Origin of the sequence: uncultured Campylobacter sp., assembly GCF_938017775.1 — a bacterium.
Taxonomy (GTDB): domain Bacteria; phylum Campylobacterota; class Campylobacteria; order Campylobacterales; family Campylobacteraceae; genus Campylobacter_B.
Window position 1 is genome coordinate 22,926 of the sequence record NZ_CALIIU010000006.1, and the last position, 15,398, is coordinate 38,323.

Sequence of the window (15,398 nt, forward strand, 5' to 3'; positions counted from 1 at the left end):
TATAGAATTTTACGATTCGCGATTACGCTAAATTTTAAAATTTTGCATCGCGACAGGACTTTGATGCTTAAAATTTTTAAGACGTCGTAAAATTTTAATGATTTGGAATTTGCACCGCTATGGGACTTTAATGTTTTAAATTTTACTTCTAGTGGAATTTTTTCATAGGACGGAAGCGCGACGTAATTGAGAATTTTAAAATTTCAGCTAGCGCGCTAGCGTAAAATTCTGTCCTACTGCCGCCATGACCGAGCAGTGAAATTTTAAAATTTGATTTTATAAATTCTATGCTCATTTTTAAATTTAAAATTTAAAATCTCGCGCTTTATGAAATTTTATTTATGATGTCGAAATTTTAAAATTTTGTACGCCATTGTCGCAGCAACTTTTGCGCGACAAAATTTTAAAATTTTAAATTCCGCGCCATGATAGAATATGATAGAATTTGAAAATTTATAAAATTTTAAACTGCGAAAACGCCTCGCTAGGCATTAAAATTATCTTAAAATATAATTTAGCTTGCAAGGTTAAGCTAAATTTCTGCTTATAATCATATTGATTTAATCTTTATTTGGCTAAAATTGACGCTTGTCAATTTCTTAATTTGAAAGGATAAAGATGTCTGATCTAAAACAGGATAGACGAGGCTTTATCGGGCTTACTTTCGGCGCGGTTGCCGCTGTGGGTGGCGTTTTCGCACTCGTGGGGATGAAGAAATCGTGGGATCCGTTACCTAGCGTGCGCGCCGCCGGCGTCACTACGGTAGATTTAAGTCCGATCAAAGAGGGCGAGCTGTATCAAACGCAGTGGCGTAAAAAGCCGATTTTCGTGCTTAAAAAGACTGCCGATATGCCTAAAAACGATGCCCGTGACGTCGTCGTAGGGGATGCTAGATATACGCTTTGCATCGGGCTTTGTACGCATTTGGGCTGTATTCCCAGCTATAAGCCATCGACGCAACAATTCATCTGTGCATGTCACGGCGGGATTTTCGATGCTAACGGCGTAAACGTATTCGGTCCGCCGCCGCGCCCTATGGATATACCGCCCTTTAAAATCGACGGAACGAAACTCGTTTTAGGCGAAGAGGGTCCCGAATACCAGGCCCTAAAGCAGAAAGCATAGGAGGCGCAGATGGCACATATAAGAAAAGCTACGGGAGTTTGGGATTGGTTTGACCAAAGGCTCGCCGTAACGAAATTTTTCAAGGTGATGGTAAGCGAGTATTGGATTCCTAAAAATATCAGCTTCCTTTGGGCGATGGGCGTTATTTTGATGACGCTATTTATAGTTTTGTTCATAAGTGGACTGATGCTCGTGATGTATTATAAGCCAGATGTCAATTTAGCATTTGATAGCGTAAATTTCACGATTATGAAGGAGGTCGAATACGGCTGGCTATGGCGTCATATCCACGCGGTATCGGCGTCGGTTGTATTTTTGATCCTATACATTCATACTTTAGTAGCTATTTATTACCGCTCGTATAAGCAAGGGCGAGAGATGATTTGGGTAAGCGGAATGCTGCTTTTCATTATTTTTTCGGCGGAGGCTTTCAGCGGATATATGCTTCCATGGGGGCAGATGAGCTACTGGGCAGCGATGGTTATTACTAATCTTTTTGGAGGAATTCCAGTAGTTGGCGACGCGATAGTAGAGTGGATTCGCGGCGATTATGCTGTTAGTGATCCGACGCTGACGCGATTTTTTATGCTTCACGTCTGTTTGCTACCTCTCGTGGTGGTTGCGGTGCTGGCGGTGCATTTTTATTCGCTTAGATTTCCGCATGTAAATAACCTAGACGGCGAGGAGATTGACTTTGAGCTCGAGGGCGAGAAGTATTTGGAAGGAAAAACTAGCGAAAGCAAGGTAATTCCGTTTTGGCCGGGCTTTTTAGCGAAGGATTTTTTCTACGTCAGTATCTTTATGATATTTTTCTTTTATCTAGTGGGCTTTCACTTCGATTTTGCGATGGATCCGATAAATTTCGAGCCTGCAAACAGCCTCAAAACCCCAACGCATATCTATCCGGAATGGTATTTCCTTTGGGAGTATGAAATTCTGCGCGGATTTTACTTCGACGTAGGACCGCTTAAGGCCGCCGACATCGGGCTTATCGCCTTTGCATTTGCCGGAGTTTCGCTATTTTTTATCCCGTTATTTGACCGCAGCAGCGTAGTAGCGCCTGCGCACAAAAACAAAGCGTTTTTCATTTGGTTTTGGGTTTTGGTAATCGACATGATCCTGCTTAGCCTTTTCGGCAAGCTCCCTGCAGACGGCGCGGAGCTCGGTATCGAAAACAAATACTGGGGCTTTGCTTTATCAATCATCTATATCGGATTGCTCGTCGTAGTGCTTCCGTTAATTACAATCGCAGAAAGAAAGAGGGTCTAGCCATGAAAGAGATAAGAACCCTAATCTTGGTGCTTTTTTGTGTGGGAATTTTATACTGGTTTATCGAGCCTTATGCTCATACTAAGCTCAGTCCGCACACCGATCCGGTAAATTATGACTTTGCAGCAGGCGATACGGCTTTAGCCGCGCATAACGTAGCCGCAGCAGAAAGCGCTTTGGCCGCAGCTGAAAAAGGCGGGGATGAGACGATGATAAAAAATTCTAAAAAAGCCCTAGCCAGCGCGAAAGAGCAACAAGACAAAACGGTGCTTTTTTGGGATGAGATAAATAAAATAGATCTTAGCAAAGGCGATGCCGTGCGCGGCGCTGAAACCTTTACAAATGCAGGCTGCACCGCATGTCATGGAGTAAAAAGTGCAAATATCCCCGCTCCTATGGACGCAGCAAGCGCTAGTGCCGCATACGGCGTCAATCCTCCGGATCTTAGCAGTGCAGGCTATCTATACACCGATAAATTCTTAGCTGCACTCATCAAAGATCCAATCATGGCTCTTAAGCTAGATCAGAAATTTGGCGACGAAAAGCCTTTTCCGATGCCCGGGTTTTTCGGTGCGGGCGGTGATCTAAATCAAGAGATTGCCGATATCGTAGCTTATCTGAAATCGGTCGCTCCTAGCGAGAATAAGCTAATCGCCTCTGAGGCTGCTGCTAGCGGCATCAAGCAAGGCACCGAACTAGACGAAGCGCAGAAAAAATTCCTTTTAAGCAAGGCGGTTTTTGAGGATGCTTGTCTAAGATGCCACGACGTCAAATATGATAAGTTCTTTGCATCCAGCGACAAGGCTAGCCTGGCTGCGTATATGGGCTCGATGCCTCCTGATCTTTCGATGATGATCCGTTCTAAAGGCGCCAACTATCTGCACGAGTTTATCAATGATACGCAAAAGAAGCTTCCAGGCACTTCGATGCCGCGCGTAGGCTTGAACGAAAACGCTGAAGCCAAGGTCGTGGAGTATCTGGCTGACGTAGGCGACAGCAAAAAAGCTGAGCGTGAAGCTACAACCATAAATATTATGATCTATTTCTTGATCCTTTCTGTTTTTGCAGGTCTTTGGAAAAGCAAAATTTGGTCGAAACTTCATTAAAATTTTAGCAGTCGGAGTAAAATCCGACTGCCATTTAAAATTCCGCCATATCCTAAATTCTATTAAATTCCATCTATCAAAAAGCTCTTGCAATTGAGAATTTAGCCGCTTTCGTGCTTTATGATAACCGCTTTTTTTATTACTTTTTAAGATTTTTCTACATATAATTGCAGCTCGATTTTGAAATTTAATGTATGAATTCAACTCAAGAAGGTTCAGATGAAATTTTTTAAATTTGCGGTTTTAGCTCTAATTTTTCCGCTTGCTATGCTTTTTGCAGATACGGATTATCGCGCCGAAGCAGCGACGATAAAAGAGAAATTTGCTCAAGCGATCAAACTTTATGTCGATGGTAATAATTCTGAGGCTAGAAAGATAACTCAAGAGGCGTATTTTGGGCATTTTGAAAATCTAGAAGCCGGCATCCGCATAAATTTGGGACAGAAAAAATCCTACGATATGGAGAAGCAATTCGGCGATATCCGTAAGGCGATCAAAGCCGAAAAGCCTCTAAATGAGATCCAAGCGATGATCGATAATCTAAATCGCGAGATTGACGAGGTTCTGCCTGTGATTGAATCGGGTCATCGTCTCGTAGCCGAGTATCAAGACGGAGGCGATGGCAGCACTTCTGCGCCAGCCTCAGGCGGAAATTCCGCAGCATCAGGTACAACTTCGCCGTGGATGAGCGTCTATACGGAATTTAAAACTGAGCTGGATAACGCTAAAGCTGCGTTTGATAAAAAAGACACTGTTGCGCTAAAAGCTGCGCTAAATCGCGCGAAATTTGATATCTACCGCAACGAACGCTTAGAAGAGGCGGTACGAAAATATGTCTCGTCTCAGACCGATCAATCAATCCAGCAAATTATAGGAAATCTCTTGCGCGAGGATGCAGATACGGACAAATCAAAATTTGACGAAGCGATAAACGCCCTAGATAATCTAGCATTAAAAGCTGTAAATGATCTGCCGCAAGAAAGCTACTCCATAGCGCCGCAGACTGCGTTAGCACAAAGCGATACTAGCGAGGATGAGGGCAAGGATTTTACGCCGATTGTGCAAAACATCAAGGATAAGATGGCTAAGGTTTTGGCTCTTTATGAAAGCGGCAAGGTTGATGATGCGATCGACGAGAGCGGCAATATCTACTTCGATGAATACGAAGAGAGCGGCATGGAAAACATCGTCGGCGCTAAAAATACTCAGCTTAAACTAGACACCGAAGCAAGCTTTAATAAAATTTCGGCTCTTATGCGCGCGGGCGCTTCCAAAGAGCAGATCGTAGCGGCGCAAAACAAGCTATTTGATCAGCTCACTCAAAGCCTAGAGTTAACGAAGAAATCAAGCAACTGGGATCTATTCTTATACGCGCTTATCATCATCTTGCGCGAAGGATTCGAGGCGCTCATTATAGTAGCCGCAGTCATCGCCCTACTTATAAAATCCGGCAACTCAAAGCACTTAAATATCGTTTATAGCGCTCTTGGCGTCGCGGTCGTGCTAAGTATCGCTACGGCTTACGGGCTGAATTATATCTTCGGTAGCGAAAATGCAGGACAAACGCGCGAAGTGATGGAGGGCGCGGTGATGCTAATCGCCGTAGTTCTGCTATTTTACGTGGGCTTTTGGCTTCTTTCAAATGCAAGCTCCAAAAAGTGGAGCGCCTATATCCAAGGTCAAATTTCAAACAGCCTAAGTTCGGGCGATAGCAAGATGCTTTGGTGGACGGTGTTTTTAGCGGTTTATCGCGAGGGCGCAGAGACGGTGCTATTTTATCTGGCACTACTTTTCGACGCTAAAAGTCCGGCAGCTACTAGCATGGTAGCAGCAGGCTTTGTCGCGGGTATAGCGGCTCTTATCATAGTTTATATCGTCATCAAAAAATTCTCGCTTAAAATCGCTATCAAGCCGTTTTTCATCGCTACATCGGTCATCATATTTTATATGTCCGTCGTATTTGTGGGCAAGGGCGTGATGGAGTTAGTCGAGGGCAAGGTATTCGTGCCTACCGTAATAGATGGGCTTCCAACGATTACGTGGATCGGATTTTATCCTTACGTGCAGAGCCTCGTGCCGCAAGCGGTGATGATCGTGCTTCTAATCGTAGGAATTTTGATCTTAAAAAACAAGCAAAAGAACAATTCTTAATAAAGGAGAGAAAAGATGAAAAAGATTTTTTCAGGTATGTTGGCACTAAGCCTAGCCTCTGTTATAGCAATGGCAGGAGAACATCCAATCGGCGAGCCGATTGAGCAAAATGGAATGGAGATCGCGGCAGTTTATCTTCAGCCTATCGATATGGAGCCTAAAGGCATCGATCTAGCTCCTAGCAAGGCAGACATCCACCTTGAGGCGGATATCCACGCTATCAAAGGCAACGCAAACGGATTTGGCGAGGGCGAGTGGATCCCTTACCTAAAGATCGCTTACGTGCTTAAAAACCTAGATACCGGCAAGATTCAAAAGGGAAATTTCATGCCGATGGTAGCTAGCGACGGCCCTCACTACGGCGCCAATATCAAGATGGTAAACGGCGTAGGCAACTACGAGTTAACCTACAACATCGAAAATCCAAGCGCCAACGGATTCGGTCGCCACGCAGATAAAGCGACCGGCGTAGGCAAATGGTGGGAGCCGTTCTCGGTTAAATACACCTTCCAATACACAGGCGCTCCTAAAGAGTAAATCGTAGCAGGCTCCGCCGAGTCCGTTTTGGCGGAGCTCTAGCGGTATTGGGTTTAGCCGCACGCTTTAAATTTAAGGCGGTTACTTTAGCCCGTTTAAATTTGCCACTACGCCGCAGCCAAAGCGCATCGTTTTTGCTTTAATGCGTTTAAGCTTACGAATATTTTAGGCGGCGAATGCGGCAAAATTTTAAAAAGCTTGGAATTTTAAAATTTTAAATTTAGCGCAGCGCAAGGACGAGACAGAACCAAAGCAATAACGAGGCGAAATTTCTCTTTGCGGGCGGCTCTTATCGCTGCAGACTTTTTGCGAGCGGGTTTGAAATTTTAAAATTTACAAAATGGCGTAGGTTTTAAAATTTTAAAATTTAGCAATTGTAGGCGATTTACGCGCATTAGGCTCGATGAGGATTTTTGATGACGATATTTTTTTATCACGTTAGCTTGGCTCTATTTCCGCTCGCGTTTTTAAGCGCGTATCTGGGCGGCAGGCGCTTTATTGGCGCATCGTTTTTGCCCGCGCTTTTAGGAGCTGCATTCGGGGCGCTGTGCTTTAGCGCATTTGCGCGCTCGGCAAACGCTGATGCAGGCAAGATCGTATTTGATGCGCTCGCACTTTTAACGCTGCTCGCGCTACTGTTTGCGTTTAGGCTTAAGCGATTCTATCTTACCGCCGCAGTTATTTTTGCTCTTGGCTGCGCGTATGGATTTGAATACCGCTTCATAGGGATGAATTTTAAAATTTTCTCCAGCGAGCTACTGGACAGCTTCAGCCTAACCAACCTCTTTATGGCGGTTTTAGGTGCGCTGGCGCTCATTTTATTCTATTTTATTTATCGCTCAGCTCTAGTGCGCGCGAGCAGAGGCGCAAAGCTAGCGTCATTCGCTCTTGCGTGGGCATTTGCCTTTATTGCTAAAATCGGCTTTTTAGGCCTTGATCTGCGCCAGGCAGACGCGCCCAAAGCACTAGCTGCAAAGGGCTTTGAAGGGCTTTCAAACGCGATCGGCTCGTCAGAGTTTCTAAGCGTCATCGCTAAAATCATCCATTACAATAACTCCTATCTGACGCTAGCTCTTTGCCTTATAGCCGCGCTAATTGCGCTGCTTACGGCATTTCGTGCGCCAAGCCGAGTGCCTCGCGAAGCGGACATTATAAAATTTAGAGAGGTTAAAGCGGGCAGATTCGCCATTTTTAGAGATTTTAGCCTGATCTTGTCGCTTGGGGTTTTAATCAGCTTTTTGGGGCTTTATTATATCTTGGTCGCTTCAAAACCGCCTACGATCGATGAGCCTAAGATCATCGAGCCGCAAGGCGCGGAATTCATAATCGATGCAAACATCGTAAAGGACGGCAAGCTGCACCGCTTTGCCTACGTTACCGACGACGGGCACAAGGTCAGGTTTTTTCTACTAAACCGCTTCACGGACAAATTTGCCCCGGTCGCGGTTTTTGACGCGTGCTCGATCTGCGGCGATATGGGCTATATCAAAAAAGGCGACGAGCTCATCTGTATCGCTTGCAATGTACGGATATTTTTGCCGAGCGTCGGCAAGCTGGGCGGCTGCAATCCGATCCCGCTGGATTATAAATTTGACGGGCAAAATATCGTCATCGCGCTTAAGACGATTGAAGACGGCGCGTCCTATTTCTCGGAGATTGTGGATAAAAAGGTGATCGATCCGGTCAGTAGAAAAGAAATTTTAAACACCTCTAAATTTAGCTATCTTTACTACGGACGCACCTACTTTTTTGAAAGCGAAGCGAATGCAAACGCCTTTACCGCGCATCCCGAGCGCTATGTAGATGAAAACGGCACGCTAAAGGAGCTTAAATAATGTTTTTACGCATCATCAAATCCTCCATTTTAAACTCCAGGGATAGCAAAATTCTAGCGTTTTTGACCATATTTTTATCGGTCTCGCTGATCGCTTGCATGCTAAATATCACGCTAAAAATCGGCGATGAGGTCGCTAAGGAGCTACGCAGCTACGGCTCGAATATCGTCGTGCTACCGCGCTCGCAAAGCCTAAGCATCGAGATCGGCGGGCGCGAATACTCGCCGCTTAAAAACGACGATTTCTTAAAAGAGAGCGAGCTGCATAAGATCAAAGAAATTTTTTGGCGCAACAATATCACCGCCTTTGCACCCTTTTTAACTACCCGCGCGGGAGATTACGACGTCGTGGGGACCTACTTTGAAAAGGACGTGGGCGTTAGCGACGAGCCTGATTTCAGATCGGGCGTGCGCTCGCTCTATCCGTTTTGGAGTGTAGAGGGGCAGTGGGTAAAAGATGACGCCGAGAATGAAGTGCTCGCAGGCGACGCGCTGGGGCTAAAGATCGGCGATACGGTTAAGCTTGGAGATTATGAGGTTAAAGTCGTTGGGATTTTGCACGGCGCGGAGGATGAAGCCAAAAAGCTGATCGCAAATTTATCTCTGGTACAAAAGCTAACGCACAAAGAGGGTCTCATCGCCAAGGCAGAAGTTAGCGCCATGACGATCCCGGAAGACGATCTGTCCGTAAAGGCAAGAAGGAGTCTCGATAATCTAGACGCCACAGAATACGATACTTGGTATTGCTCGGCATACGTAAGCTCCATCGCGTATCAGATCACCGAGGAGTATCCAAACGCAAGCGCCAAGGCGGTGCTTAGCGTCAGCGAAGCTCAAAGCGGCATCACGAAAAAAATTCAAAATTTAATGGGTGTCGTAAGTATTCTATCTCTGCTGATTTCAAGCATCTGCATCACGAGCCTATTAAGCAGCGAAATTTACAAACGTAAAAAGGAGATCGGCTTGCTTAAGGCGCTGGGAGCGAGCAACTTTATGATCTATATCCAGTTCGCCGCCGAAATTTTTGTCATCTGCATAGCAAGCTCACTCGTGGGCGCGGTTGCGGGCTACGCGCTTAGCTGGGCGATCGCGTATCAAATTTTCGGCTCCTTTATCGGCGTCTCGCTGATGGTTTTTCCGCTTAGCATAGTCTTTGGACTTCTTATTTGCATTATCGGCTCGATCTTGCCGCTACGCGGAGTGATCAAGCTACTGCCTGCGGAGGTGCTTTATGGCAGGAAATAACGGCGCGTTTTTCAGAAGCGCGATCTTTAAAAGTATCATCAACAGCGGCATTCGCAGCTTCGTGATTTTTGTCGCGATAATGCTAGGCAGCGCAGTTTGTGCGGCGTTCGTAAATATCTACGCCGACATCGATAGAAAGGTCGCCAGCGAGTTAAACAGCTACGGCGCAAATTTAATCGTAAGCCCCGCAAATTTAGAAAATTCCCATATGGACGAAGCAGCGCTCGATGCGAAATTTGCTAAAATTCCAGCTCTAAAAAGCGCAAATAAATACCTTTTCGGCAGCGCAAATTTAGGCGTCAATTCAGGCATCATCATGGGGGTAAATTTCTCCTCTCTGCGCGATACGATGCCGTTTTTGGATCTCAAAGAGGGTTCGTTTATCGGCGTGGATTTCGACGATAAAAACGCTCTCATCGGGCAGGATCTTGCTAAGCTTTTGGGCGCGAAGCTCGGCGACAGTATCGAGATCACGCCGATCGGCTCAAACGAAACGAGTAAGGTAAAGATAAAAGGCATCGTCTATGACGGGCAGAAAGAGGATGGCATGCTGCTAATCTCGCTGCCGCTGGCGCAAAAAATTTTAAACCAGCCTGCGCAGGTAAATTACGCCGAAGCGATCGTAAGCGGCGATTTTAAGCAGCTAAGCGAAATTTCAAAAAGCCTGAGCGACGCGCAGATGAGCTTCGCGCCAATCGGCAAGGTATCCAAGACTCAGGGCATCATCTTAAATAAAATCAAGCTTTTGATGCTTCTTATCGGCATTACGATCCTTCTAATCACCTCGGTCTGCATCAACACGAGCCTTAGCTCGATCCTGCTTTCGCGGATCAAAGAGTTCGCGCTCATCCGCGCAATCGGCGCGAGCAAACAAAATTTGCTCCACCTAATCCTGAGCGAAATTTTAACCGTCTGCGTCGCAGGCTCGCTAGCTGGAGTATTCGTGGGATACCTGCTCGCGATCTTGCTAGGGCATCTGATATTTTCAAGTAGCGTGGATTTTAGGCTAATCAGCCTCTTTGCGGCGGTCGCGCTGAGCCTGATTTTTGCGCTCGCGGCAAGTTACTATCCGATCAAAAAGGCGCTGAATCCGAATTTAGCGAATCTATTAAGGGAATGACATGGAAATTTTAAAATTTGAAGGCATCTGCAAATACTTCGGCGAGGTCAAGGCACTCGATAATATCAGCTTCGACGTTTTAAGCGGCGAGTGGGTCAGCATAATGGGTCCAAGCGGCAGCGGCAAGAGCACGCTCGTAAATATCTTAAGCCTGATGGACACCCCCACCGCGGGCAGATATATCCTAGGCGGAGCCGACGCGAGCGCGCTAAACGACGAGCAAATTTTAGAATTTCGCCGCAAAAAGATCGGCCTCGTGTTTCAGCAGTTTCACTTAATCCCCTATCTAACGGCCGTCGAAAACGTCATGCTAAATCAATACTACCACAGCTGCGTGGACGAGGACAGCGCCAAAGCAGCGCTTGAGAAAGTAGGGCTCGGGCACCGCATCACGCACCGCCCTAGCGAACTTAGCGGCGGCGAGCAGCAGCGTGTATGCATCGCGCGTGCACTCATCAATGATCCCGACATTATCATCGCGGATGAACCTACAGGCAACCTCGACGAGGCCAACGAGCGCGTGGTTTTGCAGCTCTTTCAGACGCTTCGCAGCGAGGGCAAGACGCTGCTTTTGGTTACGCACAACGAAGAGCTCGGTAAATTTGCCGACAAAGTGGTGCGCCTAAGACACGGCAAGCTCGATCGAATAGAGCTTTTGGATCAAAGCACGATGAAGCATAATCTCGGCTCGCAGGATAAAATTTCAGATCGCGATCCAAACAAAAGCGTTTCACAAAGTTCTAGCGCCGAAGCTGCGAGCGAACAAAATCCCGCCTCGCAAAATTTAGGTGGCGAAGATCGGAGCGCTGAAAATTTAAGCGGCGAAAATCAAGGTGGTAAAAATTCGGGCGCGCAAAATGACGGTGCGTAAAATTTAGCTCGCATGATGAAAAATAAAGCTACGTTAAAATTTAAAAATTTCACCGCCTGCTCGCGCTCTTTTTGGGTTCACACAAAGCTCGCGCGAGCAGGTGCGGCTCTTTGCTGCGCACGTCCCGCCGAAGCCCTTTGCCTCGAAATATCAAGCGCCGTCGCAAAACCGAGCGGAGTGGGTAAAAATTTTAAAAGTCTAAATTTTAAAAACCGAAACGCTACGGGCACAGATTTCGACGCGGATCGCAACATACGCCTAGGCGCGGATCGCGATATAAATTTCCGTCCAGATCGCGCCGTAAATTTTAAAATTTCAAACGCAAATTTAAAGGCTGATTTAGCGCGCCCGAAGGCGGGTTTTAGATGATAAAATTTTTAAATTTAAAAGTTGCTGCCGCCGTGTTCGCGCTGCTGCTCGCAGGCTGCGACGGATGGAAGCACCATCTAAGCAGCGACGGCGCCTCACTCGCCTCCAAGTTCGACCCCTCCGAGCGCACGCTAAAGATCGAGGGCAACGACAAGCCGTTCGTGCTGTTTTTCTACACTAGCAGCTGCGGTGCGTGCAAAGCCCAAGTACCCGTGCTAAATGAGCTACAAGCTAGCGGCGACGCGCTAGTTATCGGCGTTTTAGGCGACGGCAAAGGCCTGGAAGCCGATGCCGCGGTCGCTCGCGAAAAGGGGATAAAATTCCCAAGCGTCAGCGGCGCGAGCTCGGTGAAATACTTTGAAACCATCGTAGGCGGCATTTTCGGCACCCCTACGTCGGTGATCTACGATAAAAACGGCAAAGCGGTTAAAAAGCTCATCGGCCTCTACCCCAAATCCGCCTTCGAAACGCAGCTCAAGCTTATGAATTAACGAGCAGAATTTGATGCAGCTAGCTTTTACGGCGGCGGATCGCAAATGCCCACTAAAATTAACACTTCGAGTTTAAAATTCCTTTCAACTTGCAGATGCCTTTGCGTTTAAATTTCAAAATTTAGGCGCGCAGCGGATTTAAGTATTCGCCGAGTTTTGCTAAAATTAGCTTTGTCACTAAGCTGCTTGAATGGCTAAAAAGCGGCAATATCAAAATATAAAGGATACTTCAATGAGTAAGAAATCCCTTGCTTTAGGCGCTGCTGCGATGCTTTGCGGTGCGCTAAGCCTAAACGCGGAGGTTGCGGCGCAGAGCGCGCAAATAGATCTGAAATTTAACGTCGCAAATTTTACGCAAGAAAGCGTGATCGTAGGCGGCAAAAAGATAAAATTTCGCACCTACAAAAACATAATCTACGTCGCAAAACCAGTAAGCGCGCACTATCAGAGCATGAATATCTTCATCCCGCAGCAGTATTTTGATGACGGCAAGAGCGGCAAATTTGACGCCGCAAGCGCGCCGATATTTTTGCCAAACGGCGTGGGCGGCTACATGCCGGGCGAAGCGGGCGAGGTCAAAATAGACGAAAGCGGCAAGCCAAACGCGATCGCTACGGCGCTTTCGCGCGGTTACGTCGTAGCCGCTCCCGCAGCGCGCGGACGCACGCTAAAAGGCGCAAATGGCGATTATATCGGCAAGGCGCCCGCAGCGATCGTCGATCTAAAGGCGGCCGTGCGGTATCTGAAATTTAACGACGCGGCAATGCCTGGGGACGCAAACAAGATAATCTCAAACGGCACGAGCGCGGGCGGAGCGCTCTCGGCACTTTTGGGCACGAGCGGAGACGAGGCTGCGTACGAACCGTATCTACAAGAGCTGGGCGCTGCGAAGGCTAGCGATAAAATTTACGCGGCGTCCGCATACTGCCCGATCGCAAATCTTAAGCACGCGGACGCGGCGTATGAGTGGATGTTCGGCGCGCAGAGCGAATATGAAAAGATGGATTTTAGCGGCCTTGATGCGGTGGGATTTAACGAGCGCGGCGAAAATTCTAGCGGCGCTGAAAAAAATTCCAAAAAAGGCGCAAATCAAATCGCTGCAAAGCCCGCGCGCAAGGTGCTAAGCGGCAAACTAAGCGCAGCGCAGATTAAAATTTCAGACGAGCTAAAGGCGCAATTCCCGACCTATCTGAACTCGCTAAGCTTAAAGGACGGAGGCGGCCGCGCGCTAAGCCTGGATAAAAATGGCGACGGCAGCTTCAAAGGTTACATAAACGGGCTCATATCGGCATCGTTTGCTAATTTTGCGGCGAAAAATCCGCGTGCGAAGGCACCCCTATACCTCGATGCAAAGATCAAGGATGACGCATCGCAATCGCATATACTCTTTTGGGGCTACGCGACCTCCGAGCCGCGCGCCAAGACCCCGCCCGCATTCGACGGCTTCGCGCTTGAAAATCCCGAAAACGAGCTGTTCGGCGGCGCCAAATTTAACGCGGCGCATTTTACGGATTTTAGCGCGATGAATGACCCCGCCAAAGGGGTGCTAATCGCAAGTGCACAGCTCGTGGAGATGATGGATGCGATGAGCTTCGTGCGCAACGAAAACGGCGCGAAGCATTACCGCATCCGACACGGCGCGAGCGATCGCGATACGGCGCTTGCAATCCCTGCGATTTTGGCGCTTAGCTTGCAAAATGCGGGCAAGAACGTCGATTTTGCGGTGCCTTGGGGACAAGGACACGCCGGCGATTACGATCTGGATGAGCTTTTTGACTGGATCGACAAAGTGGTCGCGCAGTAGGTTTGACGGGCAAAATTTTACTTTGGATTTAGAATTTTGCCCGCAGCTCTGCCTAAAATTTTATCGCCCAAACACTCTCTAGCGAATACGCCAAACGGCGTAAAATTCCACTGCAAAATTCTATCGCGTCAAAATTTTAGCGCCTCCGCAAGAAATACAACGGCTTGAAATTTTGTGGCTAGCATTCAAAAAAATTCATAGAATTTTATCGAGGCAAAACGGCTCGAATTAAATTTTATCGGCCGCGATGATTTATGGCGCGAGGCTTTTAGCGCGATCTGCGCTAAAATTTCGGCGCAATCAAATTCTGCGGGCTAAATTTTAAATTTAAAGACCGAAGTATGAGATAAAATTTCACGGTGTTTATGCATTTCCGATCGCAGGTATTTGAGCGCGCAGTATCGCATAATGGGCGCACATTCGGCGTGCGGACGATTAAAGCGCAAAAAAACCCAAACAAGCACGGCAAGCAGGCTAAATTTAAAGGCGTGCATTCGCGATCTCCCGCAGGTCTAAACCCGCTTTTGCCATCCATTAGGCCTGCTTCAATAATCCATCGGTACTAAAAAGCGCCGTTTAGGGTCTGTATCTTTGCGCCGTGTGTATAAATTTCATAATTTAGCGACGCTTTTGAGCGCAGCTTGGCCTATTTAAAGATCAGCACCCCGCGCAGCAGGATCGCTTCCCAAACCTGGTGCGCCGGTATCTTTGCGGCAGCGGCGCAACTCGGCGCTAAATTTAACGCTAGCTAGCATTGCGCTGCCTTTAGCTCGCGTGCGGCAAGCGCTCTATCTATGGCAACGCAACTTCGGCATTAAATTTAAACGCGCTGTCTTTGCGCCGCCTCTCTAGCTTGCGTACGGCGGGCACCGCCTGCGATGACGCCAAAATGCAAGCCGCTTTTTGCCGCGCTGCGCCGCGAAAAAGCTTTTAAAATTTTAACGCCCTAGCCTTTTGCGATCTCGTAAAAACCGTCTCTGAAAACGACCTTGCCTGCATCCACAAGGCGCTTTAAAAGCTGCGCGCTCGCTTCGTCAAACATCGCCTCCACGTCGCTCGTGCGCTGCGGACGGCGCGAAAGAGTGCGCAAAATTTCATCCTCGCTAAAGCTCAGCCGCTCGCTTGCGTATTTGGGCGCAGCGATGATATTTACGTTTTGATTTTCGATGAAAGTGGCTAGGTAGCGCAGCTGTGCCTCGCTCACACCCTGCACGCGATATGCGGGCGGGCGATCGATCGTGCCGAGATCGACGCGATGCGGGTTGATGCGAGCTAAAGCCGCATTCAGCGCCACAAAGTCCTCTTGCGTATCGTTGATGCCGCGCACGACTAGGATTTCGATATCAAGCTCGCCGCGAAACTCGCGCGCAAAATCTGCAATCGCGCTTACGATATCCTCGGCGCCAATGCCTGCGTGCGGGCCGTCCACCTTGCGAAAGCTTTTTGCAAGCACGCTATCTAGCGAAAATTTACAGA

General features: G+C 47.7%; 12 protein-coding genes and 2 pseudogenes. 12 read left to right on the top strand and 2 right to left on the bottom strand.

Features of this window, described 5'->3' with window-relative positions; all coding sequences use genetic code 11:
• The first annotated feature begins 618 nt into the window (after positions 1 to 618).
• From petA to Q0537_RS00445, 12 genes and pseudogenes are all read left to right on the top strand, one after another.
• Complete coding sequence (petA, locus tag Q0537_RS00390) at positions 619 to 1,125, top strand: ubiquinol-cytochrome c reductase iron-sulfur subunit (RefSeq protein WP_177387024.1); 507 nt, start codon at positions 619 to 621, stop codon at positions 1,123 to 1,125.
• 9 nt (positions 1,126 to 1,134) lie between these two features.
• Positions 1,135 to 2,394, top strand: coding sequence for a cytochrome bc complex cytochrome b subunit (locus tag Q0537_RS00395; protein ID WP_299224085.1), 1,260 nt, complete (start codon positions 1,135 to 1,137; stop codon positions 2,392 to 2,394).
• Between the two features lie 2 nt (positions 2,395 to 2,396).
• Positions 2,397 to 3,500, top strand: coding sequence for a c-type cytochrome (locus Q0537_RS00400; protein WP_299224088.1), 1,104 nt, complete (start codon positions 2,397 to 2,399; stop codon positions 3,498 to 3,500).
• 219 nt (positions 3,501 to 3,719) lie between these two features.
• On the top strand, positions 3,720 to 5,651 hold the full coding sequence (locus Q0537_RS00405; protein ID WP_299224091.1) for an FTR1 family protein: 1,932 nt from the start codon (positions 3,720 to 3,722) through the stop codon (positions 5,649 to 5,651).
• Between the two features lie 15 nt (positions 5,652 to 5,666).
• A complete protein-coding gene (locus tag Q0537_RS00410; protein WP_005869331.1) occupies positions 5,667 to 6,188 on the top strand; it encodes an iron transporter in 522 nt (173 codons plus the stop codon).
• 416 nt (positions 6,189 to 6,604) lie between these two features.
• Complete coding sequence (locus tag Q0537_RS00415) at positions 6,605 to 8,023, top strand: Fe-S-containing protein (RefSeq protein WP_299224094.1); 1,419 nt, start codon at positions 6,605 to 6,607, stop codon at positions 8,021 to 8,023.
• Positions 8,023 to 9,267, top strand: a complete 1,245-nt coding sequence (locus Q0537_RS00420) for an ABC transporter permease (protein ID WP_299224097.1) — start codon at positions 8,023 to 8,025, stop codon at positions 9,265 to 9,267. The genes Q0537_RS00415 and Q0537_RS00420 overlap by 1 nt, the downstream gene beginning before the upstream one ends.
• Positions 9,254 to 10,387 carry an FtsX-like permease family protein gene (locus tag Q0537_RS00425; RefSeq protein WP_298042050.1) on the top strand — a complete coding sequence of 378 codons (1,134 nt, stop codon included), beginning with the start codon at positions 9,254 to 9,256 and terminating at the stop codon, positions 10,385 to 10,387. Before Q0537_RS00420 ends, Q0537_RS00425 begins: the two co-directional genes overlap by 14 nt.
• Before the next feature lies 1 nt (position 10,388).
• Positions 10,389 to 11,027: pseudogene (locus Q0537_RS00430) on the top strand (ABC transporter ATP-binding protein); the annotation flags it as partial.
• Between the two features lie 246 nt (positions 11,028 to 11,273).
• Positions 11,274 to 11,627: a hypothetical protein gene (locus Q0537_RS00435; protein WP_299224101.1), complete on the top strand. Its 354-nt coding sequence runs from the start codon at positions 11,274 to 11,276 to the stop codon at positions 11,625 to 11,627.
• Complete coding sequence (locus tag Q0537_RS00440) at positions 11,624 to 12,118, top strand: TlpA disulfide reductase family protein (protein WP_299224104.1); 495 nt, start codon at positions 11,624 to 11,626, stop codon at positions 12,116 to 12,118. The genes Q0537_RS00435 and Q0537_RS00440 overlap by 4 nt, the downstream gene beginning before the upstream one ends.
• Positions 12,119 to 12,350: 232 nt before the next feature.
• Complete coding sequence (locus Q0537_RS00445) at positions 12,351 to 13,922, top strand: subtype B tannase (protein WP_299224107.1); 1,572 nt, start codon at positions 12,351 to 12,353, stop codon at positions 13,920 to 13,922.
• 283 nt (positions 13,923 to 14,205) lie between these two features.
• Here Q0537_RS00445 and Q0537_RS00450 read toward each other — a convergent pair whose 3' ends face one another.
• Both Q0537_RS00450 and Q0537_RS00455 read right to left on the bottom strand, forming a co-directional pair.
• On the bottom strand, positions 14,206 to 14,457 hold the full coding sequence (locus Q0537_RS00450) for a hypothetical protein (protein WP_299224110.1): 252 nt from the start codon (positions 14,455 to 14,457) through the stop codon (positions 14,206 to 14,208).
• A 411-nt stretch (positions 14,458 to 14,868) separates the two neighbouring features.
• Positions 14,869 to 15,398: pseudogene (locus Q0537_RS00455) on the bottom strand (radical SAM protein); the annotation flags it as partial.